Origin of the sequence: Pseudoalteromonas sp. B131b (assembly GCF_037162545.1) — a bacterium.
GTDB classification, from domain to species: domain Bacteria; phylum Pseudomonadota; class Gammaproteobacteria; order Enterobacterales; family Alteromonadaceae; genus Pseudoalteromonas; species Pseudoalteromonas fuliginea.
The window spans coordinates 2426171-2450490 of sequence record NZ_JARLUZ010000001.1 but is presented as its reverse complement, the minus strand read 5'-3'; the positions used below and the strand labels follow the sequence as shown (position 1 = coordinate 2450490).

Here is a 24320-nt window from a genome sequence, read left to right as displayed (position 1 = left end):
GAGCCTAATGATGAAAGATACCAGCGCACAAGACGTACAAGTAAAGGCACCTATAAACTATAAAAAATACGCGATCATCACTGCGGTTATTTTCATTGCAGTCTCTACAATTGCTTATATTTTTTTAACAAGTCATAGCGCTAAAAGCTCTATTAGCCGCTCAAAAATACAGGTTGCCAAAGTACACGTTAAAGCGCTCATTCGAGACATTGCCGCCAGTGGTAAAATTGTTGCTGCTAATGCTCCTAAAATATACAGCCCAGAACGTGGTTTTATAGATTTAAAAGTAAAGGCTGGCGATACAGTAAAGCAAGGGGGCACACTTGCTCTGCTGCAAAGCCCTGAGTTAACTAACGAATTAAAGCAACAGGAGTCTGTACTTAAACGACTACAAGGCGAGCAGCAAAGGCAGCATTTGCAAGCAAGACGCCAAACACTCACTTTAAATAAAACACTTGATATGGCACAAGTTGAGCTTAACGCCGCTGAGCGCGAAAATCGCCGGGCGCAGTTATCAATACAAAAGCACTTAATTAGCCAAATTGATCTTGAAAAAGCAGTTGATGATTTATCACGTGCAAAGCTCACATATAAGCATGCACAACAAGAGGTATTACTTGCAAAAGACACGCTCGCCTTTGAACTACAAGCAGCTAAAAGTGATGTAACCCGCCAGCAACTTATTGTTGATGATTTAATCAGAAAAGTAAGCAACCTATCTATTAAAGCTACCGTTACTGGGATCGTGGGTAACCTACTTGTGCAACAAAAAGCCGCAGTGACGCAAAGCCAACCTCTTATGACACTCGTCGACTTAAGTAATTTCGAAGCGGAACTTCAAGTACCTGAAAGTTACGCCAACGAATTAGGACTCGGTATGGAAGTAGAGCTTAAGTTAGGCAATGAAACAGTGATGGGGAATTTATCCGCCATATCACCAGAAGTTAATAATCGTGAAGTAACAGCACGCGTCCGATTTAAAGGTGTTACTAACAACATTCGTCAGAACCAACGCTTAACTGCACGTATTTTACTCGACAACCGAGAAGGTGTAATGCAAGTAAAGCGTGGTGCATTTATGCAGCAAGGCGGAATTATAGCTTATAAAGTCGATGGCAATATCGCAAAGCGTATACCTATTACAATAGGCGCCACCAGCATTAATGCGGTTGAGCTTTTGAGCGGACTAAAAGAAAACGATGAAATTATTATTTCAAGCTACAGCGACTTTAAGCAAGCCGATACGATTTTATTAAATTAAACAGACGTTCTCAACCAACGCTAAAAATAATTAGGAACCCCCATGTTACAAATGAACAATGTAAGTAAAGTATATCAAACAGAAATGGTACAAACCCACGCGCTTCGAGACTTTAACCTGCAAGTAAACGAAGGCGAATTTATTGCTGTTACCGGTCCTAGCGGCTCAGGAAAAACAACCTTTTTAAATATTGCAGGTATGCTCGAGCCTTTTAACGAAGGTGAGTACCTGTTGGATGGTGTTAATGTTGGCAGCCTAAACGATAACCAACGTGCTGATTTACGTAATCAAAAAATTGGTTTTATCTTCCAAGGGTTCAATTTAATACCTGACTTAAACTTATATGAAAATATTGAAGTACCGCTACGTTATAGAGGTATTAAAGCCGCAGAGCGTAAACGTCGCATTGAAAAATGCTTAGAACAAGTTGGCCTTGCCTCTCGGGCAAAACATTTGCCACAGCAACTCTCTGGCGGACAGCAACAAAGAGTGGCAATAGCTCGTGCGCTTGCCGGTGAACCTCGTTTTTTACTTGCCGATGAGCCAACAGGTAACCTTGACAGCTTAATGGCTCGCCAAGTTATGGAGTTACTTGAGCAAATAAATCGCGACGGTGCCACTATTGTAATGGTAACGCATGATAGCGAATTAGCCCGCCGTGCTCCGCGTAATATTCAAGTAGTTGATGGGCAACTTGCCGACTTTACGCTTTATCAGGGCGCACAAACTATAAAAACAGCATCGGGGGTTTAACTAATGTTTATTCATTATTTAGATTTAAGTTGGCGTAGCTTCAAGCGCACCCCACTGGTTAGCTTTTTAATGGTACTTGCCATTGCGATAGGTATAGGCATAACAATGACCAGCCTTAGTGTTTATCACATGATGTCGGCCGATCCTATCCCAGAAAAAAGCAGCCAACTTTACAGTGTGCAATTACAAACAATGGACGATGGTAGTACGTGGTGGACAGAAGATAACACACCACTACAACTGACCTATCAAGATGCTGAGAACTTATTAAACGCACCCACGTCAGAGAAAAAAGTGGCTATGATGCGTACCGGCTTTTCAGTTTATTTAGATTCTGACAAAATAAAACCTTTTATTGGCAGTGCACGGATGACAACGCCTGACTTTTTTAGCATGTTTAATTTGTCATTTTTGTACGGTGGGGCTTGGAGCAAAGAGCAAGAAAACTCGGCTGCACCTGTGGTTGTTATTACCCAAGAGATAAACGATAAACTATTTGCAGGAAAAAACTCTGTCGGAGAACTGATTTACTTAGATGATGCAAGCTATCAAGTAGTGGGTGTTATTAACCATTGGCCTCTCAATATTAAATATTATGATTTAAATAACGGTGCATTTAATCAAGTAGAAGAGTTATTTATGCCCTTTAGCTTAATAAAGACAAAAGAGCTCGTAAGTTGGGGCAATAGCAATGGATGGAAGCACGAAAACACACCAACCTTTGCAGATAAACTGCAATCTGAGCAAGTATGGATCCAGTTTTGGGCAGAGCTAAATACGCTTGAACAAAAACAAGCCTATCAAAATTACTTATTAGCCTATATGCAGGAACAACAAAAACGTGGGCGATTTAATCGTAAAGAACTTGAGTATAAACTTCGCGATGTAAACCAATGGATGCAATACAATAACGTCGTCACCGAAGACAATAAAATTTTAGTGGGCCTGAGCTTTATGTTTTTAGGTGTCTGCTTAGCCAATATTTTAGGTTTACTTTTAGCCAAGTTTTTACGCAGAGCGCCAGAAGTAGGTGTAAGACGCGCATTAGGTGCGAGTAAAAGGCAAATATTTTTACAGCACTTAGTTGAGGTCGCCATGCTTGGCTTTATAGGTGGCATGCTAGGAATTGTACTAGCACAACTTGGCTTAATGGGCGTAGGGCAAAGCTATGACTACTATGAAAATTTAGCGACAATGGATTTAACCATGCTATTGAGCGCCCCATTGATTGCAATTACAACCTGCATTTTGGCTGGTTTGTACCCTGCTTGGCTAGTGTGTAAAACCAACCCTGCTATTTATCTTAAGAGCCAATAAGGAATGTCACAATGTTAGAAATAAAACCTATATTTAACGCCTTATGCCGCTCAAAGGTGGGCGCTGTATTACTGCTAATTCAAATTGCAATTACCACAGCCATAGTCAGTAATGCTGCATTTATCATTCAAGATAGAATTAGTTATTTAAACCAAGAAACGGGCTACCCTGAACAAGATATATTTAAGTTTAATGTAATGACCTTTGGTACTGATATTAACTTAAGTCAGCAGTTTGAGCTTGATGAAAGCATGCTTAGAAAAATGCCAGGCGTGGTCGATGCCGCATTAAGCAGTAGTATTCCACTATCAGGGAGTGGCAGCGCTTCGAGCTTTAATTTAAAACCTGCCCCACAAGAAGGCCTAAGTGTCAGGGCCGCTTATATTTTTATAGACGATCATGCTATTAATACCTACGGCGTTAACTTAATTGCAGGGCGAAACTTTACCGAAGATGAAGTGCTCGTTACAAACGAAATTACACAAAAGCGCACCAACGTCACTATAGTCACTAAAGCCCTACTTGATGAGCTCTATCCTGATGGAGATGGTTTAGGGAAAATAGTTTATTTTGGTGACCTACCACTTAAAGTTATTGGCGTGATCGGAAAAATGAAAGGCCCGTGGCTCAAAGACAGTAAACCCGATAATTTTGCGTTTATTCCTTATATTAAAGCAGAAAGTTATACACAAGTTGCCGTTCGTACAGAGCCAGGTCAGCGAGCAACTGTAATGAAAGAAATAGAAAATGCCATGCTTGCAAATTACAGTAAGCGCGTTATTAATAACATTAAAGGGCTTGATGAACTAAAAAATGAGTACACCGCTCAAGATCGCCTTATGATGCGCATGCTCATAGTATTAATCACTATTTTAGTGCTTATAACCGCTCTCGGTATTTTTGGCTTAACCTTATTTAATATCAGCAAACGCACTAAGCAAATTGGTACACGCAGAGCACTTGGCGCAAGAAAGTCCGCTATTGTTAGCTACTTCTTAGTAGAAAACGCACTAATTTGTAGCCTAGGTTTAGCCTTAGGTGCAATAACAGCAATACTGCTTGGGAAAATGTTAATGCAGTCTTTTTCTGTCGCCGCACTACCGCCAAGCTATATAGCCGTTACCGCCATTGCCGTATTTTTAATGAGTTTACTTGCGGTGTTAGCGCCGGCTAAACGCGCTGCCAATATTTCGCCCAGTATCGCAACTCGCACTATTTAATAATATGTAAATCACTATGCTACACTGCTTAGTAAGGCAGTGTAGCCATTAAAAAATTATAAAAATAACCTATGACTCATAAAATACTCATTGTTGATGATAACCAAGCAGTACTCGACGCACTTTCGTTATTGCTCGAGATCCACGACTTTTCGGTAGTCACTGCAACAAATCCGTTTGATGCTCTGCAAATAGTTCGCTATCAACGCATTGAGCTTGTAATTCAAGACATGAACTTTACCAGTGACACGACCTCTGGTGAAGAAGGTAAAGCCTTGTTTTATGAACTACGAGAAATGAACCCACACCTCCCTATTATACTTATTACAGCCTGGACCGAACTTGCCACCGCCATTGAGCTTGTAAAAGCAGGTGCTGCCGATTACTTACCAAAACCCTGGGATGATGCAAAACTACTAGTTTGTATCGGTAACTTAATAGAGCTAGGCAGTGCTAAAAAAATAGTGGCGACACATAATCGCCATCAACAAGAACGTGAAGGTACATTTAAAAGCGCAGACCTTGCTGGGCTAATATTTAAAAGTACTGCGATGGAACGACTGGTTACTATGGCGCTACAAGTGGCTAAATCTGATATATCTGCATTAATTACAGGCCCTAATGGGAGTGGCAAAGAGTGTATTGCGCATATTATTCAAAAAAACTCCCCACTTGTATCACAACCTTTTATTAAGGTAAACGCAGGTGCATTACCGCAAGAACTTATAGAGGCCGAACTTTTTGGCGCTGAAGCTGGCGCATACACGGGGATAACTAAACAACGTATTGGTCGATTTGAAGCAGCTGATGGCGGTACGTTATTTTTAGATGAAATTGGTAATTTACCACTTTCAGGACAAATAAAATTACTACGCGTACTACAAACCGGCGAGTTTGAACGTTTAGGCTCAACACAAACACGAAAAGTAAATGTGCGCGTTATATCGGCCACTAACGAAAACTTACTACAAGCAATTGAACAAGGTCGATTTAGGGAAGACTTATATTATCGCCTTAACGTAATTGAGCTCAATGTGCCTGCCCTGTGCGAAAGACAAGATGATGTTTTAGCGCTTATTAGCCACTTTTTACCTCACCGAGAGCTGACTATAAACACAGAGCAAGCACTTCAACACTACAAATGGCCAGGTAACGTTCGAGAGCTAGAAAACGCTTGTAAGCGTGTAGCGGTACTAAAACCTACAGGTGCGCTTACAGTCGATGACTTTGCTCTTTCGTCACCGGTCTCTTCCCAACAAAAAGCAGAGCCGACCAAACAGGAAATAGAACACGCAATGCGCACTCATCAAGGTGTTATAGCCAAAGTGGCCCGTGAATTTGGTTTAAGCCGACAAGCACTTTACAGGCGGTTACAAAAAATGGGTATTGATTATTAATGCCAAACATTATTAGCAACTTTACCCTAAGCCAAAAGATTGTATTAATTTGCGGGCTTTGTAGCGCGCTGCCTGTTTTTATTATTGCCGCACTTAGTGGTTTTGATATGTACTACACTCTGTTTTTAATATTACTAACGCTTACATTTAGCACCTTGCTTTCAAGAGCCATCACCAAGCCAATAAAGCTTGGCATGCAATCGCTCGAAACCGGATTACTTAATTTTAAAGATGGTGAGCTCTCCAGTTTGCTTGCGTATAAAAGTAATGATGAACTTGGAAAGCTATGCCAACTTTATAATCAAACCGCAAAACAGCTTCGCCAAGAAAAACAATGGATTTACCAGCGCGAGTTAATGCTTGATAAAGTATTGCAAAGCTCGCCGCAAGCGCTACTGCTGGTCAATGATAATAATACGGTGGTATTTAGTAATTTAATTAGCCGTAGCTTATTTAATAGCGCATCTCGCCTTGAAGGTATGCAACTAAGCAAGTTACTCGAAAATTCGCCTCTGCAATTAATAGCAGCTATAGAGCACGGTATTGATGGCCTCTTTAATATAGAAATAGAGAATCAAGACTCACAAACTTGGCATTTAGCCACTGGGGAGTTTTTACTTAATAATCAAAAGCATCATTTATATATATTTAAACAGTTAACCCGTGAACTTAGTCGCCAAGAAGTTGCAGTGTGGAAAAAAGTAATACGCATTATTAGCCACGAATTAAATAATTCACTCGGCCCCATGTCATCCATGCTACACAGCGCACAATTGCTCGCAAATAAAGTTGATGAGCCTCGCCTTGCCCGTGTATTTGCAACTATTGATGAGCGAATTAGTCATTTAACTGAATTTGTACAAGGCTATGGCAAGTTTGCTAAGCTACCTCAGCCACAAAAAACGCGGGTTAACTGGCAAAACACACTCAATAATTTAAAAAACCACTGGCAATTTAGCTACGAAATAAAAAATTCACACAATGAATTACAAGCTGATCAAACACAACTCGAGCAGCTGCTGATAAACTTATTAAAAAATTCACACGAGTCAGGCTCCAACGCCAATGAAATACATATTCAGGTCGAGTTTGTACCCCAAGCATGTGTTATAAATGTGAGCGACTGCGGCAAAGGAATGAGCGAGCAAGTAATGGCAAATGCTTTAGTTCCCTTCTATTCTACAAAAAGTACGGGGAGTGGTTTAGGGTTAGCCTTATGCAGAGAAATAGCAGAAGCGCACCAAGGGCATATAAGTTTACATAACAAAATAGAGGGCGGCTTAAACGTGCAAGTGAGCCTTCCTTATTTATAAATTCACACAAATTAAAAACAACAAAGCCACTTTTAAAGTGGCTTTGTGTTTAAAGAGCTTAATAACCTGAGTTCAGGTTGAGTAATAAATTACTCTGCGTCAGCTTCTTTGTATTTAGCAGCAGTTTCTGTAATTAACGGCTGTAATTCACCGCGTTGAAACATTTCGATAATAATGTCACAACCACCAACTAATTCGCCATCTACCCAAAGTTGTGGGAATGTTGGCCAATTAGCATATGCTGGAAGCTCAGCACGAATGTCTGGATTAAGTAAAATATCAACGTATGCAAATGGTTCACCACATGACATTAACGCTTGCGATGCTTGTGAAGAAAAACCACAATTTGGTAATTTTGGTGACCCTTTCATGAAAAGGATTATTGGGTTTTCTGAAATTTGCTGTTTAATTTTATCAATGGTTTCCATCTACAACCTCAAAGTAACGATAGCTAAATATATTTTGGTCTTGAAAATAACTCATCGTGACCACAAATATATAACTTAAAATGGGCAAATAAAGCCGCAATTGAAATAGTCTTTCGCAATAGCATTGCTGTTTGCTTAAACTTGAGTAAAATACTCAACAATTATAGTAACACTATATTACCGCTTGGTATAGGTAACTGGTCTGTTTCAACAGGCATTACGTATTACCAAATGGACTATCAACCAAAGAAGATGGAGATAAAAAAATGGCATTTGAACTACCGTCACTACCATATGCAATCGACGCACTTGAGCCACATATTTCAAAAGAAACACTAGAGTTTCACCATGGCAAACACCACAACACTTACGTGGTTAAGCTTAATGGTTTAATCCCTGGTACTGAGTTTGAAAACAAATCTCTAGAAGAGATCGTATGTTCATCAGAAGGCGGCGTATTTAACAACGCAGCACAAATCTGGAACCATACTTTTTACTGGAACAGCTTATCTCCAAACGGCGGCGGCGAGCCTACTGGCGCAGTTGCTGATGCAATCAACGCTAAATGGGGTTCTTTTGATGCGTTTAAAGCGGCATTAAACGATAAAGCAGTAAATAACTTTGGTTCAAGCTGGACGTGGTTAGTTAAGCTTGCTGATGGTTCACTAGACATCGTTAATACATCTAACGCTGCTACACCATTAACTGATGATGGCGTTACTCCAATCCTTACAGTGGATTTATGGGAACACGCTTACTACATTGATTACCGTAACGTTCGTCCAGATTACCTTAAAGGTTTTTGGTCGCTTGTTAACTGGGAATTCGCGAACGCTAACTTCGCTTAATTAGCCTTTAAACGCTAATTTTAAAAAGACGCTTAGGCGTCTTTTTTGTATGTTATTCTTTTACTTTTTCGTTTATACGTGTTGTTGTGTTCATTAGTTCATCATGATCTTTTTTCACTTAAATTTTTAATTTTATTGCACAAAAATACCAATTCGTGACTAGACTTTAAAAGGTAAGCACCTTTTTATAGCGGGTTTCGGAGGTTATTATGACGATTTTTGAGCATTACCAAGCACGATACGAAGCGGCACAGGAAGAAGAATACAGTATCGCTGAATTTCTTGAAATTTGTAAAACAGATAAGTCTGCCTATGCCAGCGCACCAGAACGTCTACTTATGGCAATTGGCGAACCAAACATGGTAGACACCGCAACCGATGCAAGACTAAGCCGGTTATTTTCTAATAGAGTGGTTGCGCGCTACCCTGCCTTTGCTGACTTTTATGGTATGGAAGACGCCATTGAGCAAATAGTCTCTTATTTAAAACACGCAGCCCAAGGGCTTGAAGAATGCAAACAAGTACTCTATTTACTCGGGCCTGTAGGTGGGGGTAAATCATCCATTGCAGAAAAACTAAAGTATTTAATGCAACAAGTGCCTATTTATTCAATTAAAGGTTCTCCTGTAAACGACCATCCTCTGTCCTTGTTTGATCCTATCGAAGATGCAGACGTACTCAGCAAAGAATATGGTATTAAACCGCGCTACTTAAAAACCATTATGTCGCCTTGGGCTGGCAAACGCTTAAAAGAGTTCAATGGTGATATTAGCCAGTTTAAAGTGGTCAAACGCTACCCTTCTATTTTAAACCAAATAGGCATTGCCAAAACTGAGCCTGGGGATGAAAACAACCAAGATATTTCAGCGCTAGTAGGTAAAGTCGATATTCGCCAGCTTGAGCACTTTGCCCAAAACGATCCTGATGCATACGCCTACTCTGGCTCTTTATGTTTAGCTAACCAAGGGCTGATGGAGTTTGTAGAAATGTTTAAAGCACCGATTAAAGTGCTGCATCCTTTACTTACCGCCACCCAAGAAGGTAACTATAACGGCACAGAAGGTATTAGTGCTCTTCCATTTAATGGCATGATCCTCGCACATTCTAATGAATCTGAGTGGCAAACTTTTAAAAACAATAAAAACAATGAAGCATTTTTAGACCGTGTTTATATTGTTAAAGTGCCTTACTGTTTACGTGTAACTGAAGAAGTTAAAATTTACGACAAATTACTTGAGCACAGCGAGCTATACAATGCGCCATGTGCGCCTGGGACACTTAAAACATTAGCGCAATTTACAACATTATCACGTTTAAAAGAGCCAGAAAATTCCAGTATTTATTCAAAGATGCGGGTATACGATGGCGAAACCCTTAAAGACACAGACCCTAAAGCTAAATCGTATCAAGAGTATCGTGATTACGCAGGTGTTGATGAAGGCATGATGGGGCTATCTACTCGCTTTGCGTTTAAAATTTTATCTCGTGTATTTAACTTTGATACCACTGAGGTTGCAGCAAACCCGGTACATTTATTCTATGTGCTTGAACAACAAATAGAGCGCGAGCAATTTTCAAGTGAAATAGAAGAGCGTTACTTAAGCTTTTTGAAAGGCTATTTAATTCCTCAATATGTAGATTTTATAGGTAAAGAACTGCAAACCGCTTATTTAGAATCGTATTCAGAATACGGCCAAAATATTTTTGACCGCTATGTTATTTATGCTGACTTTTGGATACAAGACCAAGAGTATCGCGACCCAGATACGGGACAACTATTTGACCGAGCCGCGCTTAATGCCGAGCTTGAAAAAATAGAGAAACCTGCGGGTATTTCTAATCCTAAAGATTTTCGTAATGAAATAGTGAACTTTGTACTGCGTGCCCGTGCGCATAACAACGGTAAAAATCCACTATGGACAAGCTACGAAAAACTACGCACGGTAATTGAGAAAAAAATGTTCTCTAATACCGAAGATTTACTCCCCGTTATTTCGTTTAATACCAAAACGTCTGCAGAGGATCAGCAAAAGCACGAAGACTTTGTGAACCGTATGGTCGAAAAAGGCTATACACAAAAACAAGTTCGCTTGCTTTCTGAGTGGTATTTACGGGTTAGAAAATCGCAATAACCTTCATAGTCGTAGTATATAGGAGGTCATTATGGCGCATTTTATAGATAGGCGTTTAAACGGAAAAAATAAAAGTACGCTTAATCGCCAGCGCTTTATTAGGCGCTATAAAAAACAAATTAAAGAAGCGGTTTCAGATGCGATTAACAAACGCAGCGTCACTGATTCTAGCTCTGGTGAGAGTATTTCTATTCCACAACGCGATATCAGCGAACCTACATTTCATCAGGGAAAAGGCGGGAATAGAGAACAAATTCACCCTGGTAACGATCAGTTTTCTACCGGTGATAAAGTTGAGCGCCCTAAAGGCGGACAAGGCGGCGGTGCCGGTGAAGGAGACGCCAGCGATTCAGGCGAGGGACAAGATGAGTTTGTATTTTCTATTTCAAAAGATGAATACCTTGATTTACTGTTTGAAGATCTAGAACTTCCTAACTTACAAGAAAACCAACTTGATAAGTTAGTGCAAATGAAAACCCATCGCGCAGGATTTTGTAGCGACGGTATGCCAAGTAATATTGACATTGTTCGATCACTTCAAGGCTCGCTTGCGCGCCGTGTGGCCATGAGTGCAGGTAAAAAACGCCGACTAGTCGAGCTTGAAAAACAGCTTACTCTGTTACTTAGTGAGCCACATAGCGATAAAGCGGCAATTGCTTTATTACAAAAAGAAATTGCAGCATTAAAAATGCAAATTAAGTCGGTTCCGTTTATTGATAACTACGATTTACGTTTTCGTAATTACGAAAAGCGCCCTCATCCCACCAGCAAAGCGGTGATGTTTTGTATTATGGATGTGTCAGGCTCAATGGATCAGCCAACAAAAGACATGGCTAAGCGTTTTTATATTTTACTTTATCAGTTTTTAACGCGCAGCTATAAAGACATAGAAGTTGTTTATATACGTCACCACACACAAGCTAAAGAAGTAGATGAACAAGAGTTTTTTATTCCCAAGAAACTGGCGGCACTATTGTTTCGAGTGCTCTTAAATTAATGAATGAAATAATAAAAGAACGTTATCACGCAGATGAGTGGAATGTATACGCCGCACAAGCCTCTGATGGCGATAACTGGGCGGACGACACGCCGCAATGTGGTGAAATTTTGCGTAATAAGCTCTTAAGCGCAGTACGTTATTTTGCTTATATTGAAATAACCACTCGTGCTCATCAAAGCCTATGGCGCGAATATGAATCTATAACACACAGCCATAATAATTTCGCCATACAGCATATTCAAAGCGTTGAAGATATTTACCCAATTTTTAGGGAGCTATTTAAAAAAGGTCGTCAACAGCAAAACTCTGCATAGCCAAAAGCGAGGTAGCATTATGAATGATAAACGATTGAGTGATGGCCCAGATTGGACCTTTGATTTATTAGATGAGTACCAAGGTGAAATTGCTCGCGTTGCTGCTCATTACAGATTAGACACCTACCCTAATCAAATTGAAGTGATAACGGCTGAGCAAATGATGGATGCTTATTCAAGCGTTGGCATGCCTATTGGCTACAGTCATTGGTCTTACGGTAAGAAGTTTATCCAAACAGAGCAAAATTATAAGCGCGGGCAAATGGGCCTCGCTTACGAAATAGTGATAAATTCAGACCCTTGTATTGCGTACTTAATGGAAGAAAATACCCTACCTATGCAAGCGCTTGTAATGGCGCATGCATGTTACGGACATAACTCATTTTTTAAAGGTAATTACTTATTTAAAACCTGGACCGATGCTGGCTCAATTATTGATTACTTAGTATTTGCTAAAAACTACATAAGCCGCTGTGAAGAAAAATATGGTATTACTCAGGTAGAGAGCTTACTCGACTCTTGTCATGCGTTAATGAATTACGGGGTCGATCGCTATAAACGTCCACAGCAAATATCACTCTTTGAAGAGCAAAAACGCCAACAAGAACGTGAAGAATACTTACAATCACAAGTAAACGAATTGTGGCGTACGATTCCCGAACAGCAACACGAAACTAAAAAGAAAGAACGCCATTTTCCTACTGAGCCTCAAGAAAATATTTTGTATTTTATTGAAAAAAATGCCCCATTACTCGACTCTTGGCAGCGTGAAGTGATACGTATTGTCCGTAAAATATCGCAATACTTTTACCCGCAAAAACAAACTCAAGTAATGAACGAAGGTTGGGCAACATTTTGGCACTACACCATCCTTAATCACTTATATGATGAAGGGAAGCTCACCGACTCATTCATGTTAGAGTTTTTACAAAGTCATACCAACGTAGTTTATCAGCCACCTTATAACAGTAAGTATTATTCAGGCATTAATCCATATGCTTTAGGTTTTAACATGATGGTTGATATTCGCAGAATATGTGAACATCCAACTGAAGAAGATAAAAAATGGTTTCCTGAGTATGCAGGCAGTAATTGGCTAGATACATTGCACTTTGCCATGGAAAACTTTAAAGATGAAAGCTTTATTAGCCAGTTTTTATCGCCGAGGTTAATTCGTGATTTCAAATTATTTACTATTATTGACCATACTAATAATCCCCATTTAGAGATTGGTGCGATACACGATGATAGCGGCTATAAAACAGTTAGAGAAGTGCTCTCCGCGCAATATAATTTAAGTAATCATGAACCTAACATTCAAGTATATGATGTTGATATTAGAGGTGATAGAGCACTTACACTTCGCTATGTACCTCATAATTGCATTCCATTGGCAAACTCACATGAAGAAGTGCTAAAACATCTTTACAGGCTATGGGGCTTTAAGGTAAAACTGGAAGAAGAGTCTAATTCTGGTGAGATTTCAACTATTGGTCAATGTCCAACAGATGACACTCGTCATACAACAGAGTGAATATAATGGATAAGAAAAAGCTTCTCGTACTGATCGACTCAGTAAATTGTGCAAAAACAGCATTATTACACGCAAAACAAAAAGCACTACAAGACAGTAAACATATTGATATTGTTGCGTTTAGCTATGAAGACACTGGTAATATATTATTTTCATTATCACCAGAGCAAGTACTTGCGATTCAAGACAAACAACTTTCATTACTCAGAGCAACATTAGAACCTCTATTAAAAAAAGAGCTAACTGATTGTGAGTATACATTTCAAACGGTTTGGCATGAATCACCAGAGCAATGGTTAAATAACGAAATAAACGCAACTAATTATGATATGGCAATAAAAACTAGGCATATTGATGCTCAAACTCAATTTAGCGAACTTGACTGGCAGCTTATTCGATTTTCACCAATACCACTTTATTTGGCCGCAGATAATAAATGGAGAAATAACTGTAATGTGTTAGCTGCTCTTGATTTAGGCAGCGAAAAGGCATCTAAGCATCAGTTAAATAAAGCTATTATTAACTGTGGCTTAGATTATGCTAACTCAGAGGGCTGCGAATTTTATGCATGTTATACCGTGCACGTCTCACCTATTTTGAGAGACTTAGGCATTGTATTTTCAGATGAACAAGTACTCAATGCATTCGAAAAATTACCGGCACTGCAACGTGATCTGATTAATGAATACAACTTGCGTGATAAATTACACATTAAAGCGGGCTTAGCGGAGCAAGTCATACCAAGCTTGGCAGCAAAACTTGATGCTGAGTTAGTGATTATTGGCTCAGTAGGCAACGTGGGTATTAAGGGAAAGCTTATTGGCAACACAGCAGAAAAAATAATGCGCTTACTTAAAACCGATTTACTTATTTTACCCCCCACTCAATTTAATACCAATTTTCTTAATTAAGTGCTTTATTTTGAGGTAATAAAATCGTATCAATAACAAGGCAAGAATTCGTTATTTAGTTGTTATCGCTAATTACTCTTACATTGCTCTACCTTCTGCATCCATGCAGTCGTATATCAGAAGTTTTTAACGCAGTTAACGTCAGATTTAATCACTCAAATTAATTAAATATTATTGCGCATTGGTATAAAGAGTGATTAATAAAAATGATGCTTAAGCGTCATTTTTTATATCATCAAAAACAGTGACTTTATTGCGTCCATTATTTTTAGAAAAGTAAAGAGCCCTGTCAGCGGCTTCAATCCAACGTTCATGATCTTTAAATTCATTACTAAAGCACGCAACTCCGATACTTATTGTCATCTTGATTTCAACATTTTTATAAAAGGCAGGGCTTGATTCAATCAACACCCTTAAGCGCTCAGCAAATATTTCAGCCCCTTGCTTATCGGTATCAAGTAGAGTTAATACAAACTCTTCACCACCGTAACGTCCAGCAATATCTGTTTCACGTAATGTGGTACGTAATAACTTTGCAATATGGCGTAACGCCTCATCACCACAACTATGACCATGCTTATCATTCACCTTTTTAAAGTGATCAATATCAAACATTAACAGAGAGCTACACCCTGCATTACGTTTTGTTCGTAAATACTCTTGCTTAAGCATACTTTCCCAATAACCACGATTGTATAACGTCGTTAAGCCATCGGTTTGGCTTACTTGCTCAAGTCTTTTATTTAGCTCTTCTAACTCTTTTTTGTTAACTGCAATATCAGTTACATCATAAAGAATGATACAAATATGGCTAACTTCTGCTCGTATATTAGTAAGCGGTATAAATGTCGCATTTTGATACATATACTCAGCTTTGCCAGTAATTGGGCGATAGTTTTTAAAGCGAAATATATAGGGTTGTTGTTCCCAAATGGTAAACGAGCGATTTTTTAGTACAAATACTGGCTCTGATTTACTTCTAAACCACTTTTCATCTATAGCTGGAAATAAATCAAATAAATCTTTATTTTTTACAGCACTTGGTAATAACCCCGAATGGTTTTCCATAAAACCATTCCACACACACACCTTATACTCCCTGTCAAATACAACTAAACCTACATCAACGGTGTTAAACATATCCATTAACCAATGGATTTCATTCATATCTAAATCAGCAGCCATAACTTAGTCTTCTAATAGGTAAGCAACTTTGTATTTCAAAGTTTTAAGTGAATCTTCAGTAAATAACAGCATAAGGTCACAGTTAATATCGTGATTTTCAATACCATAGCTAATTTCTATAGCAAGCGTACGCTGCCAGCGCGACTTATTCGCTTTCACTAATTCAGATACATCTCTGTGCTGGCCAAGTACGATAGGATGACCTTGGCTAAACGACATATCGAGTTGTTTTGAAAGACCAGTCAAAATAGCCCCGATTAAAATATTACTTATATCCATAAGTAACTCAAGTTCCACTTTGTCATTAAGCTCACCATCGTAATTCATCAGTGAGGCTATCTCTTTAAAGCTAGAGTCATTAAGTAATAATAATGCTTCTCCAGATACACCTCCTCCAATAAACCCCTGACAAACTCCAGAAGTGGTTGCATTATTATCAATAGAGCGTAGCGCCATATCGAGTTCACTAACCTCTAAGATATTCACATTTGGGATTGGCAGCTCAACAAACACATTAAGTAATCGCGCAAGTAAATCACCGGCTTGACCCATAGCAACATTAGTTAGCTCTTGGTATATATCTCGCACATCTGGGTCTACTTGCTCACCTAGAGAATGAGAAAGACGTTCACGCATGGCTTTATCTTTAATGCCATGGTGTTCAATAATATCGGCTAATTTTTGAGGGGAACATGGTTTTTGGATGAAATCGATAGCCCCCAGTTCAAGCACTCTTTGATGAGCATTAGGCTGTATGTCACCTGAAACTACAACTGTAAGTATATTGAGCCCAAGCTCTTTCATGGCCATTAAAACTTCATAGCCATCCATTTCTGGCATGTTTAAATCAAGGAAAAGGATTTCAGGTTCAGTTGATTTTATTTGTTTGATGCAATCAACACCATCTATCGCAAATTCAACTTTAATATCCCAATCATCAGGTAGAGAACGGGCTAATTGACGCCTCGCTAATTTTGAATCATCACATATTAATACAGATGTTGACATACTATCTCTCTATTTTTAACCAGTTATACATACCAAAAGTGATACACGCATTTTTATTATAGAAGATATTTTTGTAACTGCATGTTAATCAAAGTATAGCCTATTTACAGTTTTTTTATATGACTGAATCATTACCAATTTTATAGAGGCACAGATAATACCTTGGTTACTCCAACGCAGTATAATACACTGACGCCTATTGCGTTAATTTAAAAAGGAAACTCCTATGCTCCGCTCATTAACTTTTGCCTTAAGTATTTTTTGTTCTATGGCTTTCGCTTCTGATATCCCAGAAAACACTCTCGATATAGGTAAAGTCTCTGCACAGGGTAAGACGGTTACTTTACTCGGTAAAGGTGTATCCGTTGGTGATAACGCACCTAATTTTAAAGTTGTCGATGGAAACTTTACACCTGTCACACTGGATAATTATAAGGGCCGAGCTATTTTAATTAGTGTAGTACCAAGTTTAGACACTGGTATTTGTAGTCTACAAACAAAACACTTTAACGAAAAAGTTGCGACGCAATTTCCTGCAGTTGTAATGCTTACTATTAGTGCCGATTTGCCATTCGCTCAAAAAAGATTTTGCAAAGCTGAGAACATAGACAAAATAACTACATTATCTGATTCTGTTTGGCGCGATTTTGGCCAAAAATATGGGTTAATTATTAAAGATATGGGGTTACTAACTCGCTCAGTAATAATATTAGACGAAAACCACAGCATTATTTATAAACAACTCGTTAGTAGCCTTTCAACTGAACCAGAATACAACAGCGTAATTGAGAAACTTAAAACGCTTTAAAGCCGATTAAATAGCACTGATTAAGCAATGCTAAACAACCTTAAAACAAAAAACCGCCAATTGGCGGTTTTTTAATAGGCTTTTAAATTTAACCTAAAAGCTCACCAAGTTGTGAACTTACAGCCTCAACAGCTTGCGTACCATCTAGTTTGTGGTATTGAGTGTTACCAGCCGCCGCTTCTGCTTGGTAGTAATCAACTAATGGCATAGTTTGCTCGTGGTAAATACCTAAACGTTTACGTACTGTTTCTTCAGTATCGTCTGCGCGAACAATTAAGTCATCCCCAGTTTCGTTATCTTTACCTTCCACTTTTGGTGGATTATAAACAACATGGTAAACACGACCAGAACCAGGATGAACACGACGTCCGCCCATACGCTCAACAATCACTTCGTCAGCCACGTCAAATTCAATAACGTGATCAACCACTACGCCATTTTCTTTCATTGCATCGGCTTGAGGAATTGTGCGCGGGAAACCATCAAGTAAAAAGCCTTTCTCACAATCCGCTTTAGTAATACGCTCTTTTACTAAACCAATAATAATATCATCAGAAATTAGTTGACCAGCATCCATTACTTTTTTTGCTTCTAAGCCTAATGGCGTGCCCTCTTTAATTGCTGCACGTAACATATCGCCAGTAGAAATTTGTGGAATACCGTATTTGTCCATTAAAAACTGAGCTTGAGTACCTTTACCTGCACCCGGCGCGCCCAAAAGAATAATGCGCATATTATTGTCCCCTAGTATGGATATTTATTTTAAAGCCTGAATTCTTCCACAAGCGCCGCAGATACTCAAGCAACTTATACTAATTGATGAGTCGCAGGTGTATTTACAGCGCATTAAAAAAGGGAACACACGTTCCCTTTTATTTAAAGTATATAATTTATACTTTATTAACTGAGTAAATAGCTATTTGCTTATTTGCTTAGTTCAAGCATTAGTTTATTTAAGCGAGTAACAAACCCTGTTGGATCTTTAAGTGTACCGCGCTCTGCAAGTAATGCTTGGTCTAATAAAACATGTGACCACTGTGAAAACTTATCTTCATCTTGTTCATCATTTAAATGCTTAACAAGTTGGTGCTCTGGGTTTAGCTCAAACACAGGTTTTGCTTCTGGGGCTGCTTGACCAACAGATTCCATTAGCTTTTGCATTTGTGAGCTCATGTCGTTGTCGTCGCTTACAACACATGCTGGAGAATCTGTTAAGCGGTGCGTAAAGCGTACTTCTTTAACGTCATCACCTAGTGCTGTTTTAATACGCTCAACAAGGCCAGCCATCTCTTTTTCAGACTCTTCTTGCGCTTTTTTAGTTTCTTCGTCGTCAAGCTTACCTAAATCTAAGTCACCACGTGTAATTGACTGTAGTTGCTTATCAGCAAATTCAGTTAAGTGGCTCATCATCCACTCATCAACACGGTCACTTAGTAGTAATACTTCAATGCCTTTTTTGCGGAAAATCTCTAAATGCGGTGAGTTTTTCGCAGAGGTAAATGTATCAGCCACTACATAGTAAATTTTGTCTTGGCCTTCGTTCATGCGCTCAACATATTGCTCAAGCGACACATCTTGTGTTTCTGAATCAGTATGAGTAGACGAAAAACGTAGTAGCTTACATACGGCTTCTTTATTTGCCGCATCTTCAGCTGGGCCTTCTTTCATTACTTGGCCAAACTCATTCCAAAATACTTGGTAATCGTCAGCTTTGTTTTTAGCCATACGCTCAAGCATTTTAATAATGCGCGATGTACACCCTTTACGAATAGCTTGCGTTACTTTGTTGTCTTGTAGAATTTCACGAGATACGTTCAGTGGTAAATCGTTTGAATCTAGTAAACCTTTCACAAAGCGAAGGTAGCTTGGCATGAATTGCTCAGCATCATCCATTACAAAAACACGTTGTACGTAAAGTTTTAAACCACTTTGACGTTCACGGTTCCATAAGTCGAAAGGTGCTTTTTTAGGAATATATAAAAGGCTAGTGTATTCAGTCTTACCTTCAACCTTATTATGTGCCCAGCTAAGTGGCTCTTCCCAATCATGGCTTACATGCTTGTAAAACTCTTTGTATTCTTCATCAGAAAGCTCTGACTTATCACGTGTCCACAATGCAGTTGCGCGGTTAATGCTTTCCCATTCACCTGGTACTGCTGGAATTTTTTCGCCGTCTTCGCCTTCAGACTCTGGTACTTCTGCTTTAAACATTTGTACCGGCGTTGAAATATGGTCTGAGTATTTAGTTACGATGCCACGTAGGCGGTAATCGTCAGCAAATTCTTTTTCTTCATCACGAAGATGTAAAATAATATCGGTACCACGGCCTTCTTTTTCAATTTCTTGAAGTGTGTATTCGCCTTCACCTTGAGATTCCCACTCGTAAGCTGTTGTTTCACCCGCTTTACGTGTACGAACAGTTACTAAATCGGCAACAATAAATGCTGAGTAAAAACCAACACCAAATTGACCAATTAATTGTGAATCTTTACTTTGATCCCCTGTTAAGTTTTTGAAAAACTCAGCAGTGCCTGACTTTGCAATAGTCCCTAATGAGCTAATGATTTCATCGCGCGTCATACCAATACCATTATCTGAAATGGTAATTGTGTTTGCTTCTTTATCTGCGCTAATACGCACACGTAAATCAGCGTCGCCTTGGTATAGATCGCCTTGAGATAGTGCTAAAAAGCGTAACTTGTCTGCCGCATCTGATGCGTTTGACACAAGTTCACGTAAAAATATTTCTTTATTAGAATAAAGAGAATGAATCATTAAGTTTAATAATTGTTTTACTTCTGTTTGAAAGCCTAATGTTTCTTTTTGAGCTGCAGTCATTTATATATCTCCAATTTGCAAAGTGTCTGCGTTATGCACTTAATATGGGGTGAGGTGTTAGAACTTCAAGGGAAAAATTTAAAAAAGGTGAAACGAAAACAAAGAACAGTAAAATTATTTAAAACGAGTGCGGGCAATTAATATGAATTTTCTCGCCGCTGACGGGGTGCTCAAAATATAAATCGCTTGCATGTAATTGTAAGCGCCCAGCCATATTTTCACTTTGCGCACTTTTATATAAATCGCAACCTAAAATAGGGTGGCCTATAAACTGGCTGTGTATTCGTAACTGATGAGTACGCCCAGTAACTGGCGTAAATTGCACTAAGGTTCTGTATGGTTGTTTTAGCCGTTCCAGTACTTTATATTCACTGACTGCGGTTTTGCCAGTCGATTGGCAAATTTTAACTCGCGGAAAAAGCAGCTTATCTTTTGCTATTGGTGCAGTAATTTCCCCCTCACTAACAGCCAAGCACCCTTCAAGCATCGCTACATAACGCTTTTGAATAGTACGTGCCTGAAACTGTTTATTAAGATGCTTTGACGCAATCGCGTTTAATCCAACAATCATAATACCCGATGTACCCAAATCTAACCGATGCGGTAACTTAGCCTCTGTAAATGAGGCTGTTAACCCTTCCTGCCCATGTACCAAACGATAATGTACTGAGTCCCAATTAAGTGGGTTTTTACCCGACAAACTCAATAGTCCACTGGGCTTATTAATCAATAAAATATCATCATCTTGATATAATATTTCAATAAACTCGTCGCACTTAGGCGCTACAAAGTCATCAACTATAATGTGTGGTTCTGAAGGTGTATGCGATATTGAGTTAGCCATTAAGTTAATCATTAAATTAGTCAATATCTTTTGAATGAAGCGCTTTTAAAGCCAATACATGCTCACGTAAATCGTCTGCTACTACTTTGTCAGCTGCAATCGGGCCACCCACTGCAACCGACACCAAAGACCATTTTAATCGCGGTAATTGCCACTTAGCTTTTCGGCTAAACATACTTCCCCACAAGCCCCCTAAATGCACAGGAACAACGGGCACAGGAGAGCGTGCAATAATACGCTCTATTCCACGGCGAAAAATATCGATAGAGCCGTCACTAGTCAGCTTCCCTTCGGGGAAAATACCAACAAGCTCGCCTTTTTCAAGCGCAGAAGCCACTTCATCAAACGCTTTTTTAAACGCCTCTGGGTTCGTTTTTTCACTATCAATGGGAATAGCTTTAGCCATTTTAAATAACCAATGTAGAGCTGGCGAATAATAAATAGGCGCAAATACCATAAACCGAATAGGCCTTGGTGACGCTGCCAAAATAAACATCCAATCAACAAAACTAACGTGGTTGCACACAATAACAGCGGCACCTTCATTAGGAATGTTAGCTTCGCCTTTTGTTCTTACGCGGTACATACAAATGGCCAAAATATAAATAACAAAGCGTAAAAAGAATTCAGGTACTTTGGTATAAATATAAACAGAAATAAGTAAATTTAGCCCCGCAAGTAACAATAATAGCTCTGAAATACTCCACTGAAAAATAGACAACGTGGCAATACTTAAAACAGCACTACCGACCATAAACAAGGCATTTAATACATTGTTAGCCGCTATAACTCGTGATCGACTCGCTTCTTCAGTCCGTTGTTGAATAAGCGCATATAGCGGTACAGTGTAAAAACCGGCGCCAATGCCTATGCCTGCCATCCATATGAAATGCCACATCATATCGCCTGTTTTTAATACCTGTGCGAGCGTTAATAATTCAGTATGTTGAGGTGTATAGGTACTGATAGCGGGCTCTTGGCTCAGTAAATATAAAAACAAGGTAATTAAAATAGCGCCAAAGGGCACAATGCCTAGCTCAATACGAGAGCGAGATAACTTTTCACACAGTAATGAACCAATAGCAATACTCAATGAAAATACAACCAGTGCACTGGTTACCACCAATTCATCGCCGCCCATTACATGTTTTACATAATTTGGTAGGGACGTTAAAACGATGGCGCCAATTAACCAAAACCAACTGATCCCAAGCACTGACTTACCAACCGACTCTGTTTGCGAATTAAGTGCTGTAAATACGTTTTTTGTGGATGAAAATATATTATAGGTAAATTTTAAGTTTGGCTCGTTCGCCTCACTAACGGGTATAAAACGACTGCTTACATATCCCATAACAGCCAGCACTAATACCGCAATACTTATAGCCGTAGGACCTAGGGATTGAGTAATGTAGTAGGTCCCAAAAATTGTACCGATCAGTATTGCTACAAACGTGCCCGATTCAACCAAGGCATTCGCTTTTGTTAATTCGCTAGGTGCAACGTGCTGAGGTAAAATAGAGTATTTTAATGGCCCAAAAAACGTACTTTGCACACCCATTAAAAATACGGTGGCTAACATCAGCCAAACGTACTGAGTTAAAATTGAGACAGCACCTACAATCATAATAGGAATTTCACACAACTTTACGATTCTAATGAGCTTAGACTTTTCTGTTTTTTCAGCAAGCTGCCCCGCCATCCCTGAAAATAAAAAGAAAGGTAGAATAAATAATCCCGCAGCAATATTAGAATAAAGTGCGCCATCTGCAAGCGTTGCAGCCTGAAATATCAATAAAATAAGCACCGATTGCTTATACACGTTATCGTTTATTGCTGAGAAAAACTGCGTAATAAAAAGCGGTAAAAAACGCTTACTACCCAGTAATGCACCTTGATAGGGTTGGTTATCTTTCATTGTATTCCTTACTAATTAGAGACATAGCCCAAAAATATATTATACCAATTCGTTTAATTAAATGATCTATTTTTAGGGCGGAAAAACGTGTTGATAGCTAGGCAAAAATTCGCTATTTAGTTGTCTAACTGAGAATTTTTTAATGCAGGTAGCGACACGTTTAGCCCGCAAAATGATTAAGTATTATTGCGGATTGGTATTAGACTGCTTCTAAGCTTACCTTAAAAAAAGCCTACATAAGTTAATCATGTAGGCTTTTACAATATGTTTTCAAATAGTGACTTTAAGTTAGTCTTGAGTAACAGCGCGTCTGCCACTAAAGGCATGCATCAGCGTTCTACCATCAACCAAATCAAGCTCGCCTCCCACAGGAATACCGTGAGCAATACGCGAGGCATCTACTTTATATTTATGACAAAGCTGCGCAATATAATGAGCAGTAGTTTCACCTTCAACGGTAGGGTTAGTCGCTAAAATAACCTCATTAATACCGCCTTGAGCAAGTTTTTGCTCTAAAACGTCTAAGCCAATTTCTTTAGGGCCGATACCGTCAATTGGCGATAAATGACCCATTAAAACAAAATATAGCCCTAAGTACTGACCCGTTTGCTCAATAGCGAGCACATCAGTTGGCGACTCAACAACACACAATATACCGCTATCTTGGCGCTTTGTACTTAAACAAATATCGCATTGCGCTTGTTCGCAAAAAGTACGACAAGACTGGCAATGCCCTATGGCGGTCATTGCTTTTGTCAATGCATTGCCAAGCTGAGTGCCTCCCTTTCGGTCGCGCTCAAGCAGGTGAAAAGCAATACGTTGCGCTGACTTTGGACCAATGCCCGGTTGACAGCGCAGTGCTTCTATAAGCTGATTTAAACTATCTGAAAGTTGCATTATTTACTTAAAACGGCATTTTCATACCTGGTGGTAATTGCATACCGCCAGTTACTTTACCCATACGCTCTTGTGTTTCTTCTGCAACACGGCGTACAGCATCGTTACATGCTGCTGCAAGTAAGTCTTCAATCATGTCTTTGTCGTCTTCCATCAAGCTCTCATCAAGCTGAACACGACGTACATTGTGGTTACCAAGCATAGTTACTTTAACTAAACCAGCACCAGCTTCACCAACAACTTCAAGAGTTGCGATTTCGTCTTGGGCTTTTTGCATGCGATCTTGCATTTGCTGCGCTTGCTTCATCATGTTGCCCATTCCACCTTTAAACATAACTTTCTCTCTTTCTTTTAATACATTAATTAACATGAACATAAGGGCGATTGTAAGTAA

20 protein-coding genes and 1 pseudogene are annotated in these 24320 nt (G+C 39.2%); 12 read left to right on the top strand and 9 right to left on the bottom strand.

Translation table 11 applies throughout. The annotated features are described in order from the left end of the window. The first annotated feature begins 7 nt into the window (after positions 1-7). The 6 genes from P4S65_RS11325 to P4S65_RS11300 all read left to right on the top strand — a co-directional run bounded on the left by P4S65_RS11325 (position 8) and on the right by P4S65_RS11300 (position 7261). The gene (locus tag P4S65_RS11325; protein ID WP_337120164.1) at positions 8-1261 is read left to right on the top strand and encodes an efflux RND transporter periplasmic adaptor subunit; all 1254 of its coding nucleotides are present in this window, start codon (positions 8-10) and stop codon (positions 1259-1261) included. Positions 1262-1303: 42 nt separating this feature from the next. Continuing rightward, positions 1304-2014, top strand: a complete 711-nt coding sequence (locus tag P4S65_RS11320) for an ABC transporter ATP-binding protein (RefSeq protein ID WP_008138399.1) — start codon at positions 1304-1306, stop codon at positions 2012-2014. Positions 2015-2017: 3 nt separating this feature from the next. Beyond that, positions 2018-3331: an ABC transporter permease gene (locus tag P4S65_RS11315; RefSeq protein ID WP_337120163.1), complete on the top strand. Its 1314-nt coding sequence runs from the start codon at positions 2018-2020 to the stop codon at positions 3329-3331. An 11-nt stretch (positions 3332-3342) separates the two neighbouring features. Then, complete coding sequence (locus tag P4S65_RS11310; protein WP_337120162.1) at positions 3343-4551, top strand: ABC transporter permease; 1209 nt, start codon at positions 3343-3345, stop codon at positions 4549-4551. A gap of 71 nt (positions 4552-4622) precedes the next feature. Further along, positions 4623-5948, top strand: coding sequence for a sigma-54-dependent transcriptional regulator (locus tag P4S65_RS11305; protein ID WP_096792849.1), 1326 nt, complete (start codon positions 4623-4625; stop codon positions 5946-5948). Beyond that, positions 5948-7261: a sensor histidine kinase gene (locus P4S65_RS11300; RefSeq protein WP_096792848.1), complete on the top strand. Its 1314-nt coding sequence runs from the start codon at positions 5948-5950 to the stop codon at positions 7259-7261. The genes P4S65_RS11305 and P4S65_RS11300 overlap by 1 nt, the downstream gene beginning before the upstream one ends. An 89-nt stretch (positions 7262-7350) precedes the next feature. Here the strand turns inward: P4S65_RS11300 and P4S65_RS11295 are convergent, their stop codons facing one another. Beyond that, positions 7351-7689 (bottom strand): Grx4 family monothiol glutaredoxin, encoded by a 339-nt coding sequence (locus tag P4S65_RS11295; protein ID WP_004335359.1) that lies wholly within the window; start codon positions 7687-7689, stop codon positions 7351-7353. A 266-nt stretch (positions 7690-7955) separates the two neighbouring features. Here P4S65_RS11295 and P4S65_RS11290 point away from each other — a divergent pair, with 266 nt between their 5' ends. The 5 genes and pseudogenes from P4S65_RS11290 (at position 7956) to P4S65_RS11270 (ending at position 14428) form a co-directional block, all read left to right on the top strand. Beyond that, positions 7956-8537: a superoxide dismutase gene (locus P4S65_RS11290; protein ID WP_024611616.1), complete on the top strand. Its 582-nt coding sequence runs from the start codon at positions 7956-7958 to the stop codon at positions 8535-8537. Positions 8538-8746: 209 nt separating this feature from the next. After that, positions 8747-10669, top strand: a complete 1923-nt coding sequence (locus tag P4S65_RS11285; RefSeq protein WP_096792847.1) for a PrkA family serine protein kinase — start codon at positions 8747-8749, stop codon at positions 10667-10669. Positions 10670-10700: 31 nt separating this feature from the next. Further along, positions 10701-11983: pseudogene (locus tag P4S65_RS11280) on the top strand (YeaH/YhbH family protein). Between the two features lie 19 nt (positions 11984-12002). Then, positions 12003-13517, top strand: coding sequence for a SpoVR family protein (locus P4S65_RS11275; RefSeq protein ID WP_337120161.1), 1515 nt, complete (start codon positions 12003-12005; stop codon positions 13515-13517). Between the two features lie 5 nt (positions 13518-13522). Next, positions 13523-14428 carry a universal stress protein gene (locus P4S65_RS11270; protein WP_033028618.1) on the top strand — a complete coding sequence of 302 codons (906 nt, stop codon included), beginning with the start codon at positions 13523-13525 and terminating at the stop codon, positions 14426-14428. A 213-nt stretch (positions 14429-14641) separates the two neighbouring features. Here P4S65_RS11270 and P4S65_RS11265 read toward each other — a convergent pair whose 3' ends face one another. Continuing rightward, positions 14642-15613, bottom strand: a complete 972-nt coding sequence (locus P4S65_RS11265) for a sensor domain-containing diguanylate cyclase (RefSeq protein WP_337120160.1) — start codon at positions 15611-15613, stop codon at positions 14642-14644. A gap of 3 nt (positions 15614-15616) precedes the next feature. Then, complete coding sequence (locus tag P4S65_RS11260) at positions 15617-16621, bottom strand: response regulator (RefSeq protein WP_007375853.1); 1005 nt, start codon at positions 16619-16621, stop codon at positions 15617-15619. 226 nt (positions 16622-16847) lie between these two features. Here P4S65_RS11260 and tpx point away from each other — a divergent pair, with 226 nt between their 5' ends. Further along, positions 16848-17429, top strand: a complete 582-nt coding sequence (tpx, locus tag P4S65_RS11255; protein ID WP_007375854.1) for a thiol peroxidase — start codon at positions 16848-16850, stop codon at positions 17427-17429. Between the two features lie 88 nt (positions 17430-17517). Here the strand turns inward: tpx and adk are convergent, their stop codons facing one another. The 6 genes from adk to P4S65_RS11225 form a co-directional block, all read right to left on the bottom strand. Further along, positions 17518-18162 (bottom strand): adenylate kinase, encoded by a 645-nt coding sequence (gene adk, locus P4S65_RS11250; protein WP_007375855.1) that lies wholly within the window; start codon positions 18160-18162, stop codon positions 17518-17520. 191 nt (positions 18163-18353) lie between these two features. After that, on the bottom strand, positions 18354-20267 hold the full coding sequence (htpG, locus tag P4S65_RS11245) for a molecular chaperone HtpG (protein ID WP_096792842.1): 1914 nt from the start codon (positions 20265-20267) through the stop codon (positions 18354-18356). Between the two features lie 118 nt (positions 20268-20385). Then, the gene (locus tag P4S65_RS11240; RefSeq protein WP_337120159.1) at positions 20386-21123 is read right to left on the bottom strand and encodes an RluA family pseudouridine synthase; all 738 of its coding nucleotides are present in this window, start codon (positions 21121-21123) and stop codon (positions 20386-20388) included. A 4-nt stretch (positions 21124-21127) separates the two neighbouring features. Then, the gene (locus P4S65_RS11235; protein WP_337120158.1) at positions 21128-23029 is read right to left on the bottom strand and encodes an MFS transporter; all 1902 of its coding nucleotides are present in this window, start codon (positions 23027-23029) and stop codon (positions 21128-21130) included. A gap of 288 nt (positions 23030-23317) precedes the next feature. Beyond that, positions 23318-23926, bottom strand: a complete 609-nt coding sequence (gene recR, locus P4S65_RS11230) for a recombination mediator RecR (RefSeq protein WP_337120157.1) — start codon at positions 23924-23926, stop codon at positions 23318-23320. 7 nt (positions 23927-23933) lie between these two features. Then, positions 23934-24260, bottom strand: coding sequence for a YbaB/EbfC family nucleoid-associated protein (locus tag P4S65_RS11225; protein ID WP_002962306.1), 327 nt, complete (start codon positions 24258-24260; stop codon positions 23934-23936). Positions 24261-24320: the final 60 nt, after the last annotated feature.